The following is a 23,240-nucleotide window of genomic DNA, read 5'->3' on the forward strand; positions in this document are numbered from 1 at the left end:
TGTAATATACATTAATGTATAAGAACTAAATTTGATATAATTATTTTTATGTCATTTGTATTGTTTTTGATTAATATGAAAGTACTCAAATAAGGCTTGTTGTTTCTATTAATGATAACAATCTATTTTAGAAGGAATATCAACCCATATTAATATTCGGGCTGATATTCTATTTTAGATTTTGTATTCAATGATGAAATTGAACTGTATTTTGTCGCGATGAATACCGTTTATACTCTTCACCCTTCAAGGTGTCATTTTGATGAAACTATGTTGATACGTGAAGAGATTGATTGACTGATATTATAGGAATTTACAAACAAACGCGGCTTCATGGCAGTTATTCTGGTAAGTATCCCAAAAACCAGCTGGCTGGTTATCAATATCACTTTGTGACAGCATGGGTTTATGCCATTCAATCTGTAAACCCGCTTTATTACTTGCCTCTGCGTGTTGTTCACGGCTCCAGCTGTACATTGTAAAAGGTGCTGGAGGAAGAGGAGGATTACGTGATGGAAAGGTAAATTCGGCTTTAAAGAGGAGGCCGCCTCTACAGTGCTCTTCGCTAAGAATATTGCAGAGATAATTGGTACAGTTACCTTTTGTTAACCGGTAGTCAGGCTCAATAGTGTAAGCAATTAATTTACCGGAAGGTGCCAGATTATTAGCAACAGTGCGGAACATCATTTCAAGTTCTTCGAATGAGATAGCATTACAAAATAGCCAGGATGCATTAATGATGTCAAATTTACCCAGTGATTCCATGTTGCAGACATCTCTGACATGAAATTCGATACCATCACCATATTGCCGGGACTTGTTTCTTGCAATTTCAATCATGTTAGTTGAGATATCAGCACCGATAACTTTTGATGCCCCACGACTTTTATAAAGCCGGCTAAACAGGCCATAGCCACAGGCTAAATCTAATACTGATTTTCCCTGTATCTCACCTGCCAGCCCAAAAACCGTCCTGATTTCTACATCTATCTGGGGAGCAGAATCTGAAAATCTTTCATAAACATCAGCGATAGCGTTATATACGTTTTTTTCATTCATTACTTTCTGTCCTTAACTAAGATAAAAGAAACAAAACTAAGGTAAAAAATAAGCGGAATTTTTTGCTGTTTTATAAGAATTAAATTTGTCAGCGATATAACATTTGATGTTTTTTTTCTGGGGTTTACCTTAATATATAAATATCTGGTTTAATATGATTATTTTTATGTCAGGTATGTTGTTTTAATGGAATATAATAAATAAATTGGATATTTTATTTTAAATATATTGTTATTCTATAATAATATCGGGTAGGTTTAGTAAGGATATCAACCCATATATTAAGCTAGGCTGATATCCTATTCTTTTTATTCAGTGCCTAAAAACCGATGAATTGCCCGGAGTACTGCTTCAGGTTTCTCTGCATGAACCCAATGACCGGCTCCCGCGACAACCCAGGCGGTGGCTTGTGGGAATTGATTAATAATATCCTGCCGGTATTCTTCCGTAATGTAATCGGAATTTCCACCACGAATAAATAAGGCTGGTTTATGCCATGCCGGAATCGTTTCCCAGCCGATAATTTTTTCGTATTCTTTTTGCAGAACGGGCAGGTTAAATCTCCATTCCCCCTGACGGAATGATTTTAGTAGAAATGGGATCACGCCATCTTCTTTAATATCCTCAAGCATGATGTCTGTAGCTGCCTGCCGGGTTTGTACACCCGCTTCCGTTACTTTGTGCAGTGCCGCAAAAATACTGTCATGACGCCTTGCCTGATAAGCAACCGGAGCTATATCAATCACCGCGATTTTTTCAATGCGCTCCGGGGCAATTGCTGTCATGCTCATGGCGATTTTTCCCCCCATGGAATGACCTATAATGATGGCTTTTGCTATATCGAGTTCGTCAAGAAGGCCCAGCACATCTTGTGCCATGTCACGATAATCCATATTTTCCATACGGGGAGAAATACCGTGATTTCGTACATCAATCTGAATCACCGGATAATTTTGCTGTAAATCACGCCCTAATATTCCTAAGTTGTTTAAATCACCAAAAAGTCCATGGATAAGGATAATGGGAGTGGAAGACAACGGATGTTCGGGTTTGTGTAAATGATAATTTAATTGATTGTTTGACTTCATAATTTGCCTGAGTTTAATGACGTTCATACAATGTTTAATATTGTAGAGTTTAATATCATGACACATCAGCAGAAACAAACAAAATGAGGGGATGCCGGCTGTAACTGATTGATTTATTTTAGGGGAAAAGTTTCTTTCTTTTAAATTCTCAATTTAAGAAAGAATCACTTTAAGTTATTGAAAGTTTAATTGTTTTGTTTTGTTGCATTATATCTTATAATCTGAGGATAATTTTTTCATTAAGAACAGTACTGGATAGAAATGAAAACGATAGAAGTTGATGAAGACCTTTACCGCTTTATTGCAAGCCAAACCCTGCATATCGGTGAAAGTGCATCTGATATTTTACGGCGCATACTGAAGTTGGACGCCGGGCAGCCAGTACAAACTACACAGCCTGCCAGTGAACCTGTACCCGTCAACAAAATACCAGTTGTACGTCCCCGAGATACTGTCCGCGTTATACGTGAATTATTGCTTTCCGATGAATATGCTGAAAAGAAAAAATCCGTTGAGCGTTTCATGTTAGTGTTGTCTACGTTGTATAGTCTGGACAGCGAAAGTTTCGCCAGAACAACAGAAGCAATGCATGGCCGTACCCGTACGTATTTTGCCGGTGATGAACATACGCTGCTGGCCAGCGGTAAGCAAACCAAACCTCGCCATATCCCCGGCACACCTTTTTGGGTGATCACCAACACCAATACTGACCGTAAACGCAGCATGATTGAACAAGTTATGCAGGATATGAGCTTACCGGTAAATTTGATTGAAAAAGTGTGTGGCACGATTTAAGTTCGGCGTTTAGGTTTAGTCAGCAGTCTGCTGTGAATCAATAACTTTCTAAACCGTTCAGCATATCTGTTTTATACTGCACTGGCGACTGTCCGGTGCAGCCTTTCAGGAGAAATAAAGTGGCGATTCATCCTAGGGCAGGGCAACTGGCCCAGCAGCATGATTTGATCAATGTTGCACTCCTCACATCACAGTATTACACCTTACAACCCAATCCCGAAAATCCGGCTCATAAAGTCAAGTTTGGCACTTCCGGCCATCGTGGCAGCGCCGGGCGTAATAGCTTTAACGAAGCGCATATTCTGGCAATTTCTCAGGCGATTGTAGAAGTACGTAAGCAATATGATATTACTGGCCCGTGTTATATCGGGAAAGATACGCATGCACTTTCTGAAGCTGCTTTTATTTCCGTGCTGGAAGTACTGACAGCGAATGGTGTTGATGTGGTCGTGCAGGAGAATAATGGTTTTACGCCAACGCCTGCTATTTCACATGCTATTTTGTCTTATAACCGTCAGGGAAAAAATCTGGCTGATGGTATTGTGATTACTCCTTCCCATAATCCTCCGGAAGATGGTGGTATTAAATATAATCCGCCTAATGGTGGCCCGGCGGATACGGATCTGACTTCCGTTATTGAAAATCGGGCTAATGAATTGTTGGTCGGTAATCTGAAAAGCGTTAAACGCCAGCCTTACGAACAGGCATTAAAAAGTGAATATCTGCATCCTCAGGATTTAGTTGATCCTTATGTCACCGCGCTGGGTGAAGTTGTCGATATGGCTGCGATTCAGAAAGCGGGCCTGAAAATCGGGATTGATCCCTTGGGTGGCTCAGGTATTGCTTACTGGCAGCGGATCGGTGAGTACTATAATCTCGATCTGACGCTGGTGAATGATAACATTGATCAGACTTTCCGCTTTATGACACTGGATCGTGATGGTGTGATCCGGATGGACTGTTCATCCAGCTGGGCGATGGCCGGGTTGCTGGAGTTGCGGGATAAATTCGATTTGGCATTCGCCAATGATCCTGATTATGACCGTCACGGCATCATTACCCCAGCCGGCCTGATGAATCCTAACCATTATCTGGCGACGGCAGTGGATTACCTGTTCCGTCATCGCCCGCAATGGTCTGAGAAAGTGGCCGTAGGTAAGACGCTGGTTTCCAGTGCCATGATTGATCGGGTTGTGGCTGATCTGGGACGTGAACTGGTGGAAGTTCCTGTCGGGTTTAAATGGTTTGTTGACGGGCTATATAAAGGTGAGCTGGGCTTTGGTGGAGAAGAAAGCGCAGGCGCATCTTTCCTGCGTTTTGATGGTACTCCGTGGTCAACAGATAAAGACGGTATCATTCTTTGCCTGCTTGCGGCGGAAATGATGGCAGTGACCGGTGAAAATCCACAACAGCGCTATGACAAATTGGCGGCCCGTTTTGGTACACCGAGTTATAGCCGCCTTCAGGCTCCGGCAAGTCATCAGCAGAAAGCACAGTTATCTAAGTTGTCACCGGAAATGGTAAAAGCTGATACGCTGGCAGGTGATCCAATTACGGCTCGCCTGACAACTGCTTCCGGTAATGGAGCTTCCATTGGCGGCCTGAAGGTGATGAGTGATAATGGCTGGTTTGCGGCTCGCCCTTCTGGCACGGAAGAAGCTTATAAAATTTATTGCGAAAGTTTCCTTGGTGCAGAACACCGTGAAAAAATCGAGCAGGAAGCTCAGGAGATTGTTAACCAAGTATTTGCTGCGGGTTAATTAGCGCTGAATACTGATAAAAAAAGCCGCAGGAAAACCGGCGGCTTTTTGTTAAAATCAACATTATTGACGTATGCATGTGTTATAGATTTCTTCAAGACAAAATTGGTATTTTTTAGGATGAGCGATATGTTTTTTACATATAGTGTATGCTCGGTCCTGACATTGTTCCGGTGTATTAGATAACCCTGATGGTGTTGCATGTGTACTCCATGAGATTAATGCCAGAATGGTGGATAGCGATAGGGTTATTAGCTGCTTCATATGGTTATTTCCTTATCATTTAATTAGATCTGTATTTCATTTTTCTCGATTATCATTGGTGGAACAAAGGGGAAGGGAAAAATGGAAACTGGCTCCGCCTTTCTCATTATTTGTCGCCCATATTTTTCCATTATGAATTTCAATAATGTGATAACAAATCGTTAGTCCTAACCCGGAATTCATGGCCGTGGGTTTGCGATGTTTGCGGGGGATACGTGAGAATTTATCAAAAATGGATTTTTCCTTTCCGCCGGGTAATCCTGAGCCGGTATCCCAGACTTCGATATTGACCTTTTCTTTTTCAATTGTTGCCCTGATACCCAGTTCTGAACCTTTCTCTGTATATTTGATGGCATTTTCCAGTAGGTTGACAAAGACACGCTCTAATAAAGAGGCATCGCACTGTAGGGACAAATCAGCAGGCATGGAAAGATCTATCTTATAACGGCTTAAAGCATAATCGAGTGAGCGTAAAGCGTTATCAATGATTTCTTGCAGTGAATAACAGCCAAAATTGGGCTGAAGGCTGCCTGATTGGATACGCACGATATCCAGCATGTTATTCACCAGATGTGAAATATTAAGGATTTGCTGATGAATATGCTGAAATTGTTTAGCGTGCTGAGAGTTTGTAACGGACAAATTCTGTCTGAGTACTTCTGTTTGTTCAGACAGGCGGGTCAATGGTGTCAGCAAATCATGTGACAGCGCAGTCATAAATGAATTACGTAATTGTTCCCATTCACTCTCCAGTTTGGCGGATTCTGCACCACGGGCCAGATGTAAGCGCTCCAGCGCGTTAGCAATAATTCCGGTAAAAATCTGTAGTAAACGTTGTTGCTCAGGCACCAATAGCTGGCGGGGATTTGATGATTCAATCGCGAGGACAGCAAAAATTTGTGATGGCGTAGCGATGGGAATTAACTGATAAGGCACGCCCGGCAGAGTATCCGTTCCTGCTCCCGCAGGTTGTTTTTTATCAAAACACCATTTGGCGATGGCTTCATCAACTAACATCTGCCCACCATTATAGGCTTTCACCTGATAAAGATGATTATTGCCATCCGGCAGTAATAACCCTGTTTTTGCCTGAAAGCTATTGGATAAAAAATGGTAACTGATGCGGGCAACGTCTTCTTCATTCAGTGCCCGGCCGAGTTCACGGGTGATTTCATATAAATGCCGTGTCCGCTGCTCCCTATAACGCGCAATTCTGGCTTGATAACGTATTCCTGCGGTCAGATTTCCGACGACAACCCCCACGATCAGCATGACCGTAAAGGTAAGCAGATATTGCATATCATTAACGGCCAGTGACAGGTGGGGTTTGACAAAAAAGATATCGAAACTGGCAACATTGATGAAAGCAGAAAATACTGAGGGCCAGCGCCCGTAAAATAACGCAATAACAACAACGCCCAGTAGATAAAGGGTGATCAGGTTGGCCTTATCGAGAGGGAATAAAACGGTACGGGAAAATAAGGTAATAAAGGTACACAGTATAATGGCGATCATGAATCCCTGAAGCTGGTTTATCCACTTGTCACTGGATAATCGTTGTTCAGCCGGCTCTTTGATCCAGTGCTGTTTTTTATCTTCAAGGGCAATAATAATGATGTCCAGATCGGGGCCAAGTTTACCTAAACGTCCGACAAAATCAGAACGCCATCGATGGCTAAAGAGGGTGGAATATAAACTATGGTAGCGCCCGACGATGATTTTTCCGAGGTTGTGTTCTCTGGCGTAGCGAAGGATGGCTTTTTCTTTATGAGGCTCTGAAAGTGTGGCTGTTTCTGCTCCGAGTTCCTGTGCCAGCATCAATGTTTTTAAAATAGTTCGACGTTTGATTTCCGGCAACCGGTGTAATTTAGGCGTTTCAACATAAACAGCATGCCAGGTACAGTCCAGTTTCGCTGCAAGCCGGGCCGCCTTGCGGATCAATTTTTCATTACCATGATTATCGCCGATACATAACAGCAGGTTATCCCGCGTATGCCAGACAGGCTCTTTCCCCCGTGTATCGCGGAAAGCGCGCATCTGATCATCCACACGATCTGCGGTACGGCGCAAGGCCAGTTCACGCAGGGCAATCAGGTTTCCTTTCCGGAAAAAATGTTCAATAGCCCGTTCAGCCTGAGCCGGAATATAAACTTTACCTTCGTGAAGCCGCTGGCGCAGATCATCGGGTGGAAGATCCACTAAAACAACATCATCGGCATTATCAAAGATATGATCGGGAATAGTTTCTCTCACCCGGATACCGGTAATACCACCGACAATATCATTCAGGCTTTCCAGATGCTGTACGTTAATGGTAGTCAGGACATCAATCCCGGCTTCCAGCAGTTCTTCCACATCCTGCCAGCGTTTGGGATGCCGACAACCCTTCGGATTACTGTAGGCTAATTCATCCATCAGGATGATGGCAGGATGACGGGCAATAGCTGCATCAATATCAAATACCGGGACTCTGCGTTGAGCCGAGTAGATATATTTTGGCGGCAACTGTGGAAGGCCTTTTAATAGTGCCGCGGTTTCCTGCCGTCCGTGGGTTTCAACGACACCGACAATAATATCCAGCCCCTGAGCCAGCAGGCGTTGAGCTTCCTGTAACATGGCGTAGGTTTTTCCTACTCCGGCACAGGCCCCGAAGAAAATTTTCAGTTTGCCCCGTGGTTTTTCATTTGCCAGCGTCAGCAAATTGTCTGGGTCAGGACGTTGTGGTTCTGTCTCAGTCATCGTTATTTGCCTTGTGCTCGCTGGTTATCTAACGCCAGATTGAGTTTTAGTACGTTGACAACAGGCTGACCTAAATAATGTATTGGCGGAAATTCGATGTTCTCCTCAATCAGCTTATTGATTAAATCTACCGGCAGGTGCCGGGCTGTAGCAATACGATGAGCCTGAAATGCAGCAGCTTCAGGTGAAATATGGGGATCAAGGCCACTACCGGATGCGGTGACTAAATCGACAGGAATAGGATGATTTTCCGGGTGGTTAAATAGGCGTATTTTAATAATGCGCTGTTGTATTTTCTGGAATAAAAGCGGGTTAGTTGGTGCGAGATTACTTCCCCCGGATGACTGTGCATTATAAGGCTGTTCAGCCGTCATTGAAGGACGTCCATGAAAATAGTTCGCTTTGGTAAATTCCTGACCGATTAATTCTGAACCGAGCAACTCACCATCCTGTTCGATGAGTGAACCTGTCGCCTGATGGTGAAACAAGGTTGTGGACAGGCCAGTGATCAGCAGCGGATATGCGATCCCGGTGATCAGGGTGAGAAATATCAACAGAACAATGGAAGAACGTAACCAAGTCATTTTTTTCACCTTACCTGATAGTCAAATCCTGAGAGAATGATGGTCTATTTAAAGCCTAATACAGTGAGTAACATATCGATCAGTTTGATCGCCGCAAAAGGCATCAGCAAACCCCCCAGACCATATATCCATAAATTACGTCTCAGAAGTGAGAGAGCATTCATCGGACGATAGCTGATACCTTTCAGAGCGAGTGGCAGTAAAAAAATAATGATAAGCGCATTGAAAATAACCGCTGACAGCACTGCTGATTGCGGTGAATGAAGGTGCATGATATTCAGCGCATTAAGTTGCGGGTAAGTGACAGCGAATGCGGCTGGAATAATGGCGAAATACTTAGCAATGTCATTGGCAATGCTAAATGTGGTTAAAGAGCCTCTGGTCATCAGCATTTGCTTACCAATACGTACCACTTCAATTAATTTCGTGGGATTGGAATCCAGATCCACCATATTACCGGCCTCTTTTGCAGCCTGAGTTCCTGAATTCATGGCAACGGCCACATCAGCCTGAGCCAGTGCGGGAGCATCGTTTGTTCCATCGCCGGTCATGGCAACCAGACGCCCTTCAGATTGATACTGGCGGATCAAAGTCAGTTTTGCTTCGGGTGTCGCTTCTGCCAGAAAATCATCGACACCGGCCTCAGCAGCAATGGCTGCGGCTGTGAGATGGTTATCACCGGTGATCATCACCGTTTTGATCCCCATTCTGCGCATTTCACTGAAACGCTCCTTAATACCGCCCTTAATAATATCTTTCAGGGCAACGACACCCAAAACCCGCTGATTTTCCGCGACAACCAGCGGTGTTCCCCCTTTGCTTGCAACCTGTTGTACCAACAGATTAATGGCTTCAGGGAACTGGCTGCGGTTGGCTTCAATATGGCGTCGGATGGCATCAACAGCACCTTTACGGATCATGCGATCGTTGATGTTGACTCCGCTCATGCGGGTCATGGCAGAAAAAGGAACAAATGTAGCATTTAATGTACGCAGATCACGTTCACGCATATTGAAGCGCTGTTTTGCCAGAATGACGATACTGCGACCTTCCGGTGTTTCATCTGCCAGAGAGGAAAGCTGTGCAGCATCAGCCAGTTGCCGTTCTGTAACGCCGGGAGCGGGCAGAAACTGAGAGGCCTGACGATTTCCCAAAGTAATTGTCCCGGTTTTATCCAGTAACAGCACATCGACATCACCTGCGGCTTCAATGGCACGTCCGCTGGTGGCAATGACATTGGCTTCCAGCATGCGGCTCATTCCTGCCACACCAATGGCAGAAAGCAGCCCACCAATAGTGGTGGGAATTAAACACACTAAAAGTGCAATCAGAACGGTAACTGTGATAGGTGCACCAGTGTGGTTGGCTTCAACACTGAATAGGGAAAAGGGGAGTAAGCTGGCACAGGTCAGCAGGAAAATGATGGTGAGCGCGGTAAGTAAAATGGTCAGGGCAATTTCATTCGGGGTTTTCCGCCGCTTGGCTCCTTCAACCATTGAGATCATCCGGTCGAGGAAGGTTTCTCCCGGATTGACGGAACACTCCACGATTAACCAGTCTGACAGTACTTGGGTGCCTCCTGTCACGGAAGAAAAATCACCGCCGGATTCCCGTATCACTGGTGCTGACTCGCCGGTAATGGCGCTTTCATTAACTGATGCACCACCTTCAAGGACTTCGCCATCGCAGGGGATAATTTCACCCGCTTCTATCAGGACAATATCGCCTTTGCGTAAACAATCGGAAGTGACTTTTTCTTTTGCCGCATCGCGGCTGGGGGATGAAAGTCTGATTGCCCATGTTGTTTTTTTGACACCTTTCAGACTGGAGGCCTGAGCCTGACTGCGTCCTTCTGCCAGCGCTTCTGCAAAATTGGCAAACAATACAGTGAACCATAACCATAAAGCAATGGAGCCGGTAAAGAGGGCATCACCCGTCGTTTGGCCGGTCAGGATACTGAGCCATAATAAAGTGGCCAGACAGCTACCGAGGTAAACGACAAACATAACCGGATTATGCCATTGGACGGCAGGATGACATTTTTTTACTGAATCGATAATTGCCTGACGAACTAGTCCGGATTCAAATAATGCCTGCTTTTTATTTCTCATCACTTATCTCACAATTTATTTCACAACTTCACTTATTGTGATAGTTGCCAAAGCTGTAAATGCTCTGCAATAGGGCCAAGAGCCAGTGCGGGTATGAAAGTGAGTGCTCCAATCAATAAGATGACTAAAATCAATAAGCCAATGAATAATGTGGTGTGAGTGGGCAGGGTACCGTTGCTGATAGGCTGCCGTTTTTTACTGCTCATCGATCCGGCGATGGACAGTACAGGCAGAATGATGCCAAATCGGCCGAGGAGCATGATGGTGCCTAAAAGCAGATTGTAAAATACGCTGTTGGCGGCCAGACCGGCAAAAGCACTGCCATTGTTATTAGCCGCAGATGTCACAGCATAGAGTATTTCGGTGAAACCATGTGCCCCTGGGTTTGTTACGGCGCTTTTTCCTGCCTCGAATGAAACTGACAGCGCGGTTCCCAGTAAAATAAGGGAAGGTGTGACCAGAATCGCCAAAGCGACCATTTTCATCTCATGAACATCAATTTTTTTACCCAGATACTCGGGAGCACGGCCAATCATCAGGCCGGCAATAAAGACAGCCAGCAGGACAAATAGCAATATGCCATAAATCCCGGCACCTACACCGCCAAAGACGACTTCGCCGATTTGCATGAGCCAGAGTGGTATCATGCCTCCCAGTGCTGTAAAGGAATCATGCATGGAATTAACCGCTCCGCAAGAGGCAGAAGTGGTGACTACGCCATAGAGGGAGGAGGCAAGAATACCAAAGCGTGATTCCTTTCCTTCCATATTGATATTGCTGTTAATGCCTGATGGCATGAAATGGGGGTTACCCATAGTTTCAGCGCCCATCACGATGGCAACAGAAATTACAAAAATAATCCCCATTGCCCATAACAGGGAGTACCCTTGCCGATTGTCTCCAACAACCAGACCAAAGGCGAAACACAACGCACTGGGGATCAAAAAGATGGAAATCATCTGTACGAAATTACTGATCGTATTAGGATTTTCAAAAGGATGAGCTGAATTAGCGCCAAATACACCACCTCCATTTGTTCCTAATATTTTGATGGCTTCTTGAGAGGCGACAGGTCCCATCGGAAGTAATTGCTGATGGCCTTCAAGGGTGTGAACAGAAATATATGGAGAGAAGTTTTGGATCACTCCCTGACTGGCAAGGATCAACGCGATAATGATCGCCAGAGGAAGTAACAGATAGAGTGTAATGCGGGTGATATCAATCCAGGCATTTCCCAGTGTTTTCACACCTTGTCGGGAAAATGCCCGTATCAGTGCAAAAGCGATGGCAATACCCGTTGCAGCAGACAGGAAATTTTGTACGGTTAACCCAGCCATCTGGCTCAGGTAACTGAGGGTATTCTCGCCACTGTAGGCCTGCCAGTTCGTGTTGGTGACAAAGCTGATGGCTGTATTGAGAGCTAAATCCCATTTCATACCAGCAAAATGTTGGGGATTGAGTGGCAGATATTTTTGGCTTATCAATAGGATAAATAGTAATAATAACCCTGCAAGGTTAAAGGCAATAATAGCAAATGAATATTGCCACCAGTTCATTTCTTTAACATTGTCACCCGGTTTTTTTAAGCCACAACAACGCCATAAAATCATTTCGGCATTGGTGAGCCGATGAGGTAAATCGCTCTCAATGAGATTTGCGATTAAATGTCCGAGAGGTTTACTTAATATAAATAGTAATAATAAGAAAGTAGCGACAAGTAAAAAAGCAGAGGTTTCCATCTAGAAATCCTCCGCATTCAATAATGCATAAACCAGATAGAAAAGTAATAACACTACCAGAATAGCGCCAATAATAAGTAAGTTATTCACTATTTATCTCCTTGTTACTTCTTAATAACAAACCGGATTAGAATAAAATGACCAATCAAGAAGTGATAAAAAGAGAACCTGAAAGCACAAAGTAAATATAAGTAATACTGATTAATTGGACTCGGTGAAAAGTAAGTTTAGCAAAACCTGACAGGTTAATTTTATGTTTTTAATATGTTGGTTTTGTTTCTGTTTAGATCGTTTATTTGTAATAAAATTACGCTAAGATAAAAAAACAGTGATTTTAAGCAGTAAAAAAGTGGTCGGATCAGTAGTAAATTTTCATTTTATCGAGTAAAATTTGTCAGGTCTTACAGTTATTGAGTTATTGCCCATTTGAGGAGGTCTCTATGTATCGTGAATATTCCCGGCATCAGGTTCTCTTGCGGCGCATTGGTGCCGTCGCATTAGGCGTTATTGCACTTCCTTTTATGCTGTTTAGTCGTGAGCGTGCCCGTTTCTACAGCTACTTACATAAAGTATGGGTAAAAACCAGTGATAAACCAGTTTGGCTGGAACGCACAGAAGTTGCTTCAGATACGCTAAACCCCTAAATTTCCCTACTTGGCAGAGTCCTGCTCTTCGTTTTTCTGCCTGATATCGTTTTCCGGATATAGTATTCTTGCACCCTGCCTGCTTTAGCTGGCAGGGTGTTTTACTTTTATCGCTTATTGCTGCAGATGTGTTATTACTACTAACAGACAATATCACTATAGGCAAGTAAATTGGTGCGGATTCTATTGTGAAAATGCTAAATAATGGGGAGTGTGTAATGAATAATGTTGAATTAGAACATGTAATTAATACGGAATTGAATGTTCGGGAGTTTCAGGATTATGCCCCTAATGGATTACAGGTAGAAGGACGCCCCCATATTCAGCGTGTTATAACGGGAGTGACGGCCTGTCAGGCTTTGCTGGATGAAGCTGTTCGTCTGGAGGCGGATGCTATCATCGTACATCATGGGTACTTCTGGAAAAATGAATCACCTGTCATCCGTGGCATGAAACGCCGCCGTTTGCAGACTTTACTCTGTAACGATATCAACTTGTATGGCTACCATCTTCCGCTGGATGCACATCCCACTCTGGGCAATAATGTTCAGCTGGCCCGCCAGATGGGAGTGAAGATCATAGGAAACATTGACGCTTTATTACCTCATGGCGTATTTGATCAACCGATTACCGCGACAGAATTAACTGAACGTCTTGAGCAAAGACTGGAACGTAAAGTGCTGCATTGCGGCGATAATGCACGGGAAGAGATCCGGACCATTGCATGGTGTACCGGGGGAGGGCAGAGTTTTATTGAGCAGGCTGCTGAATTTGGTGTTGATGCTTTTGTGACGGGTGAAGTATCAGAGAAGACTATCCATGTTGCCCGTGAAATGGGGATGCATTTTTACTCAGCAGGGCACCATGCAACTGAGCGCTATGGCATTAAAACGCTCGGTGAATGGCTGGCTAATCATCATGGGCTGGATGTCACTTTTGTTGATATTCCTAATCCGGCTTGATGTACTCTTGATGTACTACAATGAAACACAATTGATATATAAGTTATAGCTTATATAATGCTATTATAAGTTATGGCTTATGAGGTTATCGTGTGGATTGTAATTTTGACTCCTCGCTTTGAAGAGTGGCTTGATGAACAAGATATCAGTATACAGAAGAAGATATTAGCAGACCTGAGTGTGTTAGAAGTCTTTGGTCCTCAACTGGGCCGTCCTGCAGTTGATTCTTTATATGGTTCAAAATTCAATAATATGAAAGAACTAAGGATTCAATGTAAAGGAAGGCCATTCAGAGCGCTTTTTGCATTTGATCCGCTAAGACAGGCGATTATCTTATGTGCGGGTGATAAGGCTTTAAATGATAAGCGTTTTTATAAAGAAATGATCCCAATTGCTGATGCTGAATATGAGGCGCATTTGGCGAATTTGGAGGACAAAAAGTGAAAACTCTCAAAGAAAAGATTCAGGAATTTTCAGTAGAAGATCGTAAAGATATAAAACAAATGGCTGATGAGCAGATTTTAGAAACCGGCTTACAGCTATTAAGAGAAGAGTTAAATATTTCTCAACAAAAGCTGGCTGATAGTTTAGGTATCAGCCAGCCAGCTATTACTCAAATAGAACAACGGGGTAATGATATAAAGTTAGTCACCCTGAAACGCTACGTTGAAGCTATGGGAGGAAAATTGAGCTTAACTGTAGAATTTCCGACAGGTAATGGAAAAATTTTTCATATATAGCAGCTGTTGGAATATCTCTCTTGGTGCTATTAACTTCAAAATTTACTCTCCCTGCTTGGTATAATACCTGGCAGGGATAAAAGCACAGTGGCTAATCCACAATAAGCCAGAGTATTACCCAAAGCCTGACTCCAACCGGCAATTGTCAAACCTCCCGCCAATAGCATGTAGTAAAATAACCCCAATAAAGCGCCTGCTGTGCCCAATCTGTCTGTATAGTGAGTTAACGCAGATGCGAGAAGGTTTGGAATAGCGACGCCGTAGGCGATAACTATTCCCAGCATGGGAAAAATAAACAGCCAGCTATTTTCGAGTAGATAAACAAAAATTCCACTGAACAGGGTAAGACATGCCGCAAGAAAAGTGAGTTTTTCGGTTTCCCACTTCTTTTTCAACAACAGCTTATTCAATACAGAGCCTAACATGACACCGAAGGCAAGAATCAGGCCGGTGTAGCCGAACAGTGTTGGTGATATTCCGAGTTGATCAAAACGGAAAGGTGCCAGTTGATAGTAGCTAAATAGACAAATATTAAATAAAGCGATAAGAAAAGCACTTCGCCAGATTGAAATATCTTTCAGCATCATACGGGCTGTTTCTGATAAAACGACTTTGGTAATAGTGGTAGGGCGTGTTTCAGGTAAACGTGCCACAGACCACACAGTGAGGATAACAGCTAAAATCGCCAGACCTGCAAATACCGCCTGATAATTACCAAAATGATTCAACGTGGAACCGCTGATCATACCGATGGCTGGGCTGGCAGCCAGAGCAATGCCCATAATAGAGAAAACACGGGCCAGCTCTTCACCACGATAACTATCGCGCATCATAGTCTGTGTTCCGATTGACCCGACTGCTGCACCAAAAGCAGATAACATTCTGGCAATAAGTAGTAACCAGAAATGTGCAGTTAATAGAGCCAGCAAACAGGCACTACTATAAAGTAATAATCCGGCAATAATTGTAGGGCGCCTGCCAATAACATCACACAATCGCCCCCATACGACTATGCCAATCGCAAAAGCGAAAAAGTAGAGTGACAAGGTTTGAGAAGCTTGTTCCACGCTGACGGAAAATCCACGGGAAATGTTGGTTAATGCCGGGCTATAGATGGTTTCTACAATCTGAGGAAACATCATCAGAGCAATGGCTAACCAAAGTGGTGGTTTGATTTGCATAGTATTTTTCTTCATGAAAGTGAATGAATTATGAGCAGAAGGCTAACATTTTAGTGATTGTCTGTTTATGATAATAAAGACAATATATTTATATAATCGGACATCCACACTTGAGGACTAGATATGGCATGGTTGCGGCAGAGTGATCAGTTTGATCCGGATAATCTGAATGTACTCGTTGCGGGTATAGCGGCAGAAATGGGGCAGCATGATTCCGGATTTCATCAACATGGTATGGGGCAATTGTTGTTTACTCAGCGTGGCTGTATCAAAATCACATTAGCCAGCCAGATCTCGATTTTGCCGCCAACCCGAGTGGCATGGATCCCACCAAAGACACGACATCGGGCAGAAATGCGAGGTTCCATCGGATATCGATCAATTTATCTCGATATTTCTGAAGTACAATGTCTGCCGGAGCAGTGTGCGATACTGGAAGCCACTCCGTTGCTACAGGCTGTTCTGGAGCGTATCGCAATATCTCCGTTTGATACTGACTGGGAGCAGGGAAAAAACGCAAATTTACTGGCAGTATTTCTTGATGAAATTAGTGAGGCGCACCGGGAACCAACGTTATTACCATTACCTTCTGATCGCCGTTTTACGAGTTTATCCTTTGAGCAATTGCCACCTTCACTACAGGTGATTTCAACCTATATTGGAGCCAGTGAAAAAACCATTACCCGTATATTTAAGCGTGAAACGGGAATGAATTATCAACAATGGCGTCAGCAATGGCGATTGGTTAAAGCGATAGAGTTATTGGCACAGGGCAAAACATTATCTTATGTTGCGCAGGAACTGGGATTTACCAGTGACAGTGCTTTTGTGACTTTTTTCCGTAAAATTATGGGAAGACCGCCACGGGAGTATATGGCGGGTTCAGAAAGGAAGACAGATAGAGATTAACAATTAATTTGTACTCTGAATTATTTAAAAATAGTTAATTTACACAATATGGTTCAGTCAGATAAACAGACTCTGAATCAAAATCGACAACAACGTCAACGCCAAGTGGCATGGTAAACATTGGGTGTGTATGGCAACAATCGAAATCAGCCAGAACAGGAACTTCTTTCCCATTCAGAACTTCTTTCAGCACATCCAGAGAGTTTCTTCCTGTTCCTTTATCATCAAATTGTTCGTGTTTTCCAAGAATAATTGCTGAAACTTTATCAAAGACCCCACATAACAGCAGATGGGAGAAAGCGCGTTCAACCAGCTCTATTCCTTTGAAACAGTCTTCAATAAGTAAAATATCACCTGTTTTAATTTCAGGCATATATTCACTTCCCCAAATCCCACAAAGAGTATTTAAATTACCACCAATTAATCTGCCTCGGAACGTTCCTTTTCCATCAAAAATCCAATTATTAGGATATGTGTTTTTAGGGGTTATCTGAGTTTCCCATTCGATATATTCATCAGCCCAATGTTCAGGCTGTTTATATATAAAAGGAAGAGAGTGATTATTATTGACTATTTGAGAAAAATTATTGAATGTCTCATCAACTAAAGGTGGAAATTCACCAAATGAAGCAACTAATGCAGGGCCATAAAAAGTCACTACATTGGTTTTCTGATATATTCCAAGTAAAAGTGCTGTTATGTCAGAATAACCAATAATAATTTTAGGATCTTCTCTGATGGCATCATAATCAATATATGGCAGCATTGAGTTTGAATTGTCACCTCCTATAGTAGACATAACACACCTTACTTCCGGGTCACGAAGCAGGGCATTAAACTCTTCCACTCGTTGCATGATGGTTCCTGAACGATAAAAGTCGCTTTTACCGGTGAGTATTCCCGCTTTTGTTTTATAACCTTTACTTTCTAAATAACGGACACTTCTGGCAAAACGAGTCGGTGCAAAAGCAGTAGCAGGAGATGAAGAGGAGAAAAAACCGATAGTTTCACCAATGGATAATTTTTTAGGGAGGATCATGGCGCTACCTTTTATTCGAAAAATAATGGGTACCACACAATGAATACTGTACCTTAACCGCCAGACAGGAGGCCAATCGTAATGGCAGAGCCGACATTAAGGTACAGCAAAATGCACACTTCAGTGTGAAGTGTGCCAGCGAATTGGTCAGATTATTTTTTTAACTGACTGTTAAAATCTCGCTCTGCATGACCAGTATACAGTTGGCGAGGACGAGCGATCCTCATGCCTTCATCATGCATTTCATTCCAGTGTGCAATCCAGCCGATAGTGCGGGCAATAGCGAAGATCACTGTAAACATGGATGACGGAATTCCCATCGCTTTCAAAATAATACCTGAGTAGAAATCGACATTCGGGTACAGTTTCTTCTCAATGAAGTACGGGTCATTCAGGGCAATGCGTTCCAGCTCCATAGCAACTTCCAGCAGGCTGTCATTCAGACCAAGTTCATCCAGTACTTCATGGCAGGTTTCACGCATTACAGTTGCGCGTGGGTCATAGTTTTTATAGACGCGATGACCAAAGCCCATCAGGCGGAAAGCGTCGTTTTTATCTTTGGCCCGGGCGATAAACTCAGGAATGTGATCAACAGTCTGAATCTCTTCCAGCATACGCAGGCAAGCTTCATTTGCTCCGCCATGTGCTGGTCCCCACAATGATGCAATCCCCGCAGCAATACAGGCAAACGGGTTAGCACCAGAAGAACCTGCTGTACGGACTGTCGAAGTTGAAGCATTCTGCTCGTGGTCTGCATGAAGAATAAAAATGCGATCCATTGCCCGTTCCAGTACCGGATTGACCTTATATTCCTCACAGGGAGTTGAGAACATCATGTACAGGAAATTACCGGCGTAAGAGAGATCATTACGCGGATAAACAAAAGGCTGGCCAACGGAATATTTGTAACACATCGCCGCTACAGTTGGCATTTTAGACATGAGACGGTATGCGGTGATTTCTCGGTGGCGGGGATTATTAACATCCAGCGCATCATGGTAGAAGGCGGCGAGAGCGCCTGTGACACCGCAGAGTATAGCCATAGGGTGAGAATCACGACGGAAACCATGGAACAGGCGGGTAATCTGTTCGTGAATCATAGTATGACGAGTCACCGTTGTTTTGAATTTTTCATACTCCTCAGGAGTTGGTGGTTCGCCATTAAGCAGAATATAACAAACTTCCAGATAGGTTGATTTCATTGCAAGCTGATCGATGGGAAAACCACGGTGCAACAAAATGCCTTCATTGCCATCAATATAGGTGATTTTCGACTCGCAGGATGCAGTGGAAGTGAAACCGGGATCGTAGGTATAGAAGCCTTTTGAGCCGAGGGTACGAACGTCAATTACTTCAGAGCCTAGGGTTGGCGTTAGTACGTCTAGTTCGATAGCAGCTGAACCATTTATGGTCAACGTAGCCTTTTTATCAGCCATTTACATCTCCTTAGCGCTTATTTCTTATAACCCCTAACAACCTAAATAGGCGTAATCCTTACTGCGCCGACGGCATTGTGCTACCGGAGAGAATTAAAAATCAGGCTGTATATACCCTTTGTTTCTGTCGGGTATCGATTTAATGCTGAAATCTCATTTTACGGACGACAATAGTGTTCAGGTTGTTAAAAAGTTTCCGGATATCAATCTAAAGTATTTCTAACATAAAATGTTACCATTTTGTGTCGTAACGATACTTTTACAAAGCCCGCATTTTTCGTGAAGTTTACTTTTTCATCGGAAAATGACGGTAAATATTATGCACCGTCATATATGTAAGATAAATGTTTAATCTTTGTCAAACAGGATAATGGTTTTTATGATAAATGTTTGAAGCGTGATCTTACTCACTGTTCAAGCTAAATGTTAATAATCATATTGTGTGGGAATTGTAATAACAATGTGAAGTACTTATACTGCGTTAAGGTCTCCGGATTACCTGATGTAGGAGCACCCAGCGTAATCAAATCACAACGTTTGTTGAAAACAGTAAGGATTGTTAATTTAATTATGTTGTGTCTTTGTGTCCTCTTAACGCTGTCTGATTCCCACCCAGGGCCGGAGGATGGAAAATAAAAAAAGCTGTGTGGGCAAAATTGTGAAAAAACAAAGACCTGTCAACCTCGATCTGCGGACGATAAATCAACCTGTCTCCGCGATAGCTTCGATCTTGCACCGTATCTCAGGCGTCATCACCTTTATAGCAGTCGGCATTCTGCTGTGGTTGTTGGGTATGTCACTGTCTTCGCAAGAGGGCTTCCAGCATGCATCTGAAATCATGACTGGCTTTTTCGCCAAATTTATCCTGTGGGGGATATTGACGGCGTTGGGTTACCACATTTGTGGTGGGATCCGCCATGTTTTGATGGACTTTGGTCTCTTGGAAGAGAGTCTCGCCGCTGGTAAAGCTTCTGCTAAAGTGGCAATCGTGATCGCAGTTATTCTGTCTATTCTGGCCGGGGTATTAGTATGGTAAGCAACGCATCCGCATTGGGGCGCACGGGGATTCAGGACTGGCTGTTGTTACGTGCATCTGCAATCGTTATTGTTTTATATGTTCTTTATTTAGTTGGTTTTGTAGCAACAACGTCAGACATCACCTATGAAGTCTGGAGCAGTTTTTTCTCCTTCTCTCTCACAAAAGTGTTCACCGTACTGGCTCTGCTTTCCATTTTGGTCCACGCATGGATTGGAATGTGGCAGGTGCTGACGGATTATGTAAAGCCACTGGCACTGCGTCTGGTATTGCAACTGGTCATTATTGTTGCACTGTTGACTTATTTGATTTACGGAACAATTGTGGTGTGGGGTGTATAAATGAAACTGCCGGTAAGAGAGTTTGACGCTGTTGTTATTGGTGCTGGTGGCGCAGGTATGCGTGCTGCACTGCAAATTTCACAAATGGGCCTGTCCTGTGCCCTGATTTCTAAAGTTTTCCCTACCCGATCCCATACAGTTTCTGCTCAGGGTGGTATCACAGTTGCTCTGGGTAACACTCATGAAGATAACTGGGAATGGCATATGTATGACACGGTAAAAGGTTCCGATTATATCGGTGACCAGGATGCCATAGAATACATGTGTAAAACCGGTCCTGAAGCCATTCTCGAATTGGAACACATGGGGCTACCATTCTCACGTCTGGATAATGGCCGCATTTATCAGCGCCCGTTTGGTGGTCAATCCAGAAATTTTGGTGGTGAGCAGGCTGCCCGTACTGCGGCTGCGGCTGACCGTACCGGTCACGCATTACTTCACACCCTGTATCAGCAGAACCTGAAGAACCACACGACTATTTTCTCTGAGTGGTATTCTCTGGATTTAGTCAAAAATCAGGACGGTGCCATTGTTGGCTGTACAGCAATCTGTATCGAAACAGGTGAAGTTGTCTATTTCAAAGCCAAGGCAACTATTCTGGCGACAGGTGGTGCTGGTCGTATTTTCCAATCCACAACAAATGCGCATATCAATACAGGTGATGGTGTTGGTATGGCTCTGCGTGCCGGTGTTCCGGTGCAGGATATGGAAATGTGGCAATTCCACCCGACAGGCATTGCAGGCGCGGGTGTGCTGGTAACAGAAGGCTGCCGTGGTGAAGGTGGTTATCTGCTGAACAAAGATGGCGAGCGCTTTATGGAGCGTTACGCACCAAATGCTAAAGATTTGGCTGGCCGTGATGTCGTTGCTCGATCTATGATGATCGAAATTCGTGAAGGTCGTGGTTGTGAAGGCCCGTGGGGACCTCACGTGAAACTGAAACTGGACCATCTGGGTAAAGATGTTCTGGAATCCCGCCTGCCGGGTATCCTTGAGCTGTCCCGTACCTTTGCTCATGTAGATCCTGTAAAAGAACCGATTCCGGTGATCCCAACCTGTCACTATATGATGGGTGGTATTCCAACCAAGATTACCGGTCAGGCACTGACTATCAATGAAAAAGGCGAAGATGTTGTCATTCCGGGTCTGTTTGCCGTGGGTGAAATTGCCTGTGTATCCGTGCATGGTGCAAACCGTCTGGGTGGTAACTCCTTGCTTGATTTGGTGGTCTTTGGTCGTTCTGCTGGTCTGCATCTGAAAGAGTGTCTGATGGAGCAGGGAACCAGCCGTGATGCCAGTGAGTCTGATGTTGATGTAGCACTGCAACGTCTGAACCGTTGGAATAATACCCGTTCAGGCGAAGATCCGGTTGAGATTCGTAAAGCATTACAAGCCTGTATGCAGCACAACTTCTCTGTATTCCGTGAAGGGGATGCAATGGCGAGAGGGCTGGACGAACTGAAAGTCATCCGTGAACGTCTGCACAATGCTCGTCTGGATGATACATCATCAGAATTCAATACTCAGCGTATCGAATGTCTGGAGCTGGATAACCTGATGGAAACAGCTTATTCGACTGCTGTTGCTGCGAACTATCGTACAGAAAGTCGTGGAGCACACAGCCGTTTCGATTATCCAGAGCGTGACGATGCAAATTGGCTGTGCCACAGCTTGTATTTACCGCAGACTGAGAGCATGACCCGTCGTGAAGTTAACATGCAGCCAAAACTGCGTGAAGCCTTCCCGCCGAAAGTGCGTTCTTACTAATTGCGTTGCCGATGTTCCAGTTGCGGAGAAATAGATTATGAAACTTGAATTCTCAATTTATCGTTATAATCCGGATGTAGACAACGCACCCCGTATGCAGGATTACACGCTGGAAGCGGAAGAAGGGCGTGACATGATGCTGCTGGATGCCCTCATTCAGTTGAAGGAGCAGGATCCAACCTTGTCATTCCGCCGTTCATGCCGTGAAGGTGTATGTGGTTCTGACGGTTTGAATATGAACGGTAAAAATGGGCTGGCCTGTATTACATCCATTTCAGCCTTGCGCCGTGGAAACAAAAAGATTGTTATCCGTCCTCTGCCGGGTTTGCCGGTTGTCCGTGATTTGGTCGTTGATATGGGCCAATTTTATGCGCAATATGAGAAAATCCGTCCTTATTTAATTAATGACGGTAAAAACCCTCCTGCGCGTGAACACCTGCAATCACCAGAGCAGCGTGAAAAACTGGATGGCCTTTATGAATGTATCCTGTGTGCCTGTTGTTCGACGTCTTGTCCGTCATTCTGGTGGAATCCGGATAAATTTATTGGGCCAGCGGGTCTGTTAGCGGCATATCGTTTCCTGATTGATAGCCGGGATACTGAAACTTCATCCCGACTTGATGGTCTGAATGATGCATTCAGTGTGTTCCGTTGTCATGGAATTATGAACTGCGTCAATGTATGTCCTAAAGGTCTGAATCCAACAAAAGCGATTGGTCATATTAAGTCTATGTTGTTAAGACACAGTGCTTAATTAAATATTACTGATAGGTCGATATATATCTAATGGATTTCAGGTTGCATCGTGGTTAACAAAGAAGTGGCTTGAAAGACAAAAGATATAGTGCATAAATAACACATAAATTGTGTGCAAATAATGCATATAAGGTTGCCCTCCACATTTTTGAAATAAATATCAATCTGGTGGAGGGCATAAAGAATGAAAGATGATAAATTGCCTGCTGCTAATGACGGCGCATGTTTCAGTAAAATAAGGAACCTTTAAAAACTGACTTCAGTTTTTAAAGGTTCCTTGAAGGGTAGGA

General features: G+C 43.8%; 21 protein-coding genes. 11 read left to right on the forward strand and 10 right to left on the reverse strand.

Going from position 1 to position 23,240, the window contains the following annotated elements:
* Positions 1-303: 303 nt before the first annotated feature.
* Positions 304-1,059 carry a class I SAM-dependent DNA methyltransferase gene (locus AACX68_RS15470; protein WP_228859694.1) on the reverse strand — a complete coding sequence of 252 codons (756 nt, stop codon included), beginning with the start codon at positions 1,057-1,059 and terminating at the stop codon, positions 304-306.
* 308 nt (positions 1,060-1,367) lie between these two features.
* A complete protein-coding gene (gene ybfF, locus AACX68_RS15475) occupies positions 1,368-2,147 on the reverse strand; it encodes an esterase (RefSeq protein ID WP_228859695.1) in 780 nt (259 codons plus the stop codon).
* 261 nt (positions 2,148-2,408) lie between these two features.
* On the opposite strand from ybfF, the gene seqA reads away from it, so the two are divergent.
* A complete protein-coding gene (seqA, locus tag AACX68_RS15480) occupies positions 2,409-2,942 on the forward strand; it encodes a replication initiation negative regulator SeqA (RefSeq protein WP_228859696.1) in 534 nt (177 codons plus the stop codon).
* A gap of 119 nt (positions 2,943-3,061) precedes the next feature.
* Entirely contained in the window at positions 3,062-4,702 is a 1,641-nt protein-coding gene (gene pgm / locus AACX68_RS15485; protein WP_228859697.1) for a phosphoglucomutase (alpha-D-glucose-1,6-bisphosphate-dependent), read from the forward strand.
* A 300-nt stretch (positions 4,703-5,002) separates the two neighbouring features.
* Here the strand turns inward: pgm and kdpD are convergent, their stop codons facing one another.
* From kdpD to kdpF, 5 genes are read right to left on the reverse strand one after another with little or no spacing between them, the layout of a single operon-like run.
* Entirely contained in the window at positions 5,003-7,705 is a 2,703-nt protein-coding gene (gene kdpD / locus AACX68_RS15490; RefSeq protein ID WP_228859698.1) for a two-component system sensor histidine kinase KdpD, read from the reverse strand.
* 2 nt (positions 7,706-7,707) lie between these two features.
* Entirely contained in the window at positions 7,708-8,289 is a 582-nt protein-coding gene (gene kdpC / locus AACX68_RS15495) for a potassium-transporting ATPase subunit KdpC (RefSeq protein ID WP_228859699.1), read from the reverse strand.
* A 44-nt stretch (positions 8,290-8,333) separates the two neighbouring features.
* Positions 8,334-10,400 carry a potassium-transporting ATPase subunit KdpB gene (gene kdpB / locus AACX68_RS15500; protein ID WP_228859700.1) on the reverse strand — a complete coding sequence of 689 codons (2,067 nt, stop codon included), beginning with the start codon at positions 10,398-10,400 and terminating at the stop codon, positions 8,334-8,336.
* 32 nt (positions 10,401-10,432) lie between these two features.
* Entirely contained in the window at positions 10,433-12,139 is a 1,707-nt protein-coding gene (gene kdpA / locus AACX68_RS15505) for a potassium-transporting ATPase subunit KdpA (RefSeq protein WP_228859701.1), read from the reverse strand.
* Entirely contained in the window at positions 12,140-12,229 is a 90-nt protein-coding gene (gene kdpF / locus AACX68_RS15510; protein ID WP_099109093.1) for a K(+)-transporting ATPase subunit F, read from the reverse strand.
* A 350-nt stretch (positions 12,230-12,579) separates the two neighbouring features.
* Between kdpF and AACX68_RS15515 the strand changes: the two genes are divergently transcribed.
* The 4 genes from AACX68_RS15515 to AACX68_RS15530 all read left to right on the forward strand — a co-directional run bounded on the left by AACX68_RS15515 (position 12,580) and on the right by AACX68_RS15530 (position 14,485).
* Positions 12,580-12,783 carry a YbfA family protein gene (locus AACX68_RS15515; protein ID WP_099109094.1) on the forward strand — a complete coding sequence of 68 codons (204 nt, stop codon included), beginning with the start codon at positions 12,580-12,582 and terminating at the stop codon, positions 12,781-12,783.
* A gap of 218 nt (positions 12,784-13,001) precedes the next feature.
* The gene (locus tag AACX68_RS15520; RefSeq protein WP_228859702.1) at positions 13,002-13,745 is read left to right on the forward strand and encodes a type 2 GTP cyclohydrolase I; all 744 of its coding nucleotides are present in this window, start codon (positions 13,002-13,004) and stop codon (positions 13,743-13,745) included.
* 96 nt (positions 13,746-13,841) lie between these two features.
* Positions 13,842-14,189: a type II toxin-antitoxin system RelE/ParE family toxin gene (locus tag AACX68_RS15525; RefSeq protein ID WP_445286293.1), complete on the forward strand. Its 348-nt coding sequence runs from the start codon at positions 13,842-13,844 to the stop codon at positions 14,187-14,189.
* Positions 14,186-14,485 carry a helix-turn-helix domain-containing protein gene (locus AACX68_RS15530; RefSeq protein ID WP_228859704.1) on the forward strand — a complete coding sequence of 100 codons (300 nt, stop codon included), beginning with the start codon at positions 14,186-14,188 and terminating at the stop codon, positions 14,483-14,485. The genes AACX68_RS15525 and AACX68_RS15530 overlap by 4 nt, the downstream gene beginning before the upstream one ends.
* Before the next feature lie 35 nt (positions 14,486-14,520).
* Here the strand turns inward: AACX68_RS15530 and AACX68_RS15535 are convergent, their stop codons facing one another.
* Positions 14,521-15,666, reverse strand: coding sequence for a multidrug effflux MFS transporter (locus tag AACX68_RS15535; RefSeq protein ID WP_228859705.1), 1,146 nt, complete (start codon positions 15,664-15,666; stop codon positions 14,521-14,523).
* A gap of 123 nt (positions 15,667-15,789) precedes the next feature.
* Between AACX68_RS15535 and AACX68_RS15540 the strand changes: the two genes are divergently transcribed.
* Positions 15,790-16,575 (forward strand): AraC family transcriptional regulator, encoded by a 786-nt coding sequence (locus AACX68_RS15540; protein WP_228859706.1) that lies wholly within the window; start codon positions 15,790-15,792, stop codon positions 16,573-16,575.
* 34 nt (positions 16,576-16,609) lie between these two features.
* Here the strand turns inward: AACX68_RS15540 and AACX68_RS15545 are convergent, their stop codons facing one another.
* Positions 16,610-17,614, reverse strand: coding sequence for a S66 family peptidase (locus AACX68_RS15545; RefSeq protein WP_228859710.1), 1,005 nt, complete (start codon positions 17,612-17,614; stop codon positions 16,610-16,612).
* Between the two features lie 152 nt (positions 17,615-17,766).
* Positions 17,767-19,050 (reverse strand): citrate synthase, encoded by a 1,284-nt coding sequence (locus AACX68_RS15550; protein WP_099109099.1) that lies wholly within the window; start codon positions 19,048-19,050, stop codon positions 17,767-17,769.
* Between the two features lie 646 nt (positions 19,051-19,696).
* On the opposite strand from AACX68_RS15550, the gene sdhC reads away from it, so the two are divergent.
* The 4 genes from sdhC to AACX68_RS15570 are packed head-to-tail and all read left to right on the forward strand — an operon-like array spanning position 19,697 to position 22,948.
* The gene (gene sdhC, locus AACX68_RS15555; RefSeq protein WP_099109188.1) at positions 19,697-20,086 is read left to right on the forward strand and encodes a succinate dehydrogenase cytochrome b556 subunit; all 390 of its coding nucleotides are present in this window, start codon (positions 19,697-19,699) and stop codon (positions 20,084-20,086) included.
* A complete protein-coding gene (sdhD, locus tag AACX68_RS15560) occupies positions 20,080-20,427 on the forward strand; it encodes a succinate dehydrogenase membrane anchor subunit (protein ID WP_228859707.1) in 348 nt (115 codons plus the stop codon). The genes sdhC and sdhD overlap by 7 nt, the downstream gene beginning before the upstream one ends.
* Positions 20,428-22,194, forward strand: a complete 1,767-nt coding sequence (gene sdhA, locus AACX68_RS15565) for a succinate dehydrogenase flavoprotein subunit (protein ID WP_099122482.1) — start codon at positions 20,428-20,430, stop codon at positions 22,192-22,194.
* Positions 22,195-22,231: 37 nt separating this feature from the next.
* Positions 22,232-22,948 carry a succinate dehydrogenase iron-sulfur subunit gene (locus AACX68_RS15570; RefSeq protein ID WP_099109102.1) on the forward strand — a complete coding sequence of 239 codons (717 nt, stop codon included), beginning with the start codon at positions 22,232-22,234 and terminating at the stop codon, positions 22,946-22,948.
* Positions 22,949-23,240: the final 292 nt, after the last annotated feature.

Source organism: Xenorhabdus sp. PB61.4, from assembly GCF_963894935.1.
Taxonomy (GTDB): Bacteria; Pseudomonadota; Gammaproteobacteria; order Enterobacterales; family Enterobacteriaceae; genus Xenorhabdus; species Xenorhabdus stockiae.